Raw genomic sequence first — 566 nt, 5'->3', positions numbered from 1 at the left:
AAGGCTGTCAAATTAAGGGAATTAGCCTTCTTGATGCGGACCGGGTAGGAGAGAGGATCAATGATGTGCCGGTAGTGGCTACTTTGGAGAATGTGGAAGAATATGTCTGCAGAGAATGGGTGGATGAGGTATTTCTTGATTTGCCCAAAGAGGTTCCGCTTCCAAGAGATCTGATCAATGATTTTATTGAGATGGGAATCACCATTCATTTAAAACTGATTGAGATGGCAAAGCTGGAAGGTGAAGTTCAGCGGGTAGAGCGGTTGGGAAGCTACACCGTTTTAACGAGCAGTATTAATATGGCTTCCTGGAAGCAGGCGCTTTATAAGCGAGCAATGGACATTGCCGGCGGCCTGATTGGATGTATCATTACTGGAATTTTGTATTTGATTGTGGCACCATGCATTTACATAAAATCACCGGGACCTGTCTTTTTTTCACAGATCAGGGTAGGTAAAAACGGTAAGAGATTCAAGCTTTATAAGTTCCGCAGCATGTATATGGATGCGGAGAAGCGCAAGAAAGAACTGATGGCACAGAATCGTGTGAAAGATGGAATGATGTTC

At 43.8% G+C, this 566-nt stretch carries 1 protein-coding gene; it reads left to right on the top strand.

All coding sequences use genetic code 11. The features are described from left to right. Positions 1-566, top strand: a 566-nt coding sequence (locus NE664_12935) for a sugar transferase (GenBank protein MCQ4727538.1), incomplete at both ends; no start/stop codon positions are given.

The sequence above is a fragment of the Anaerotignum faecicola genome, from assembly GCA_024460105.1.
GTDB lineage: Bacteria > Bacillota > Clostridia > Lachnospirales > Anaerotignaceae > JANFXS01.
The sequence above is the reverse complement of the archived record's forward strand: the minus strand, read 5'-3'. Positions and strand labels throughout refer to the sequence as shown.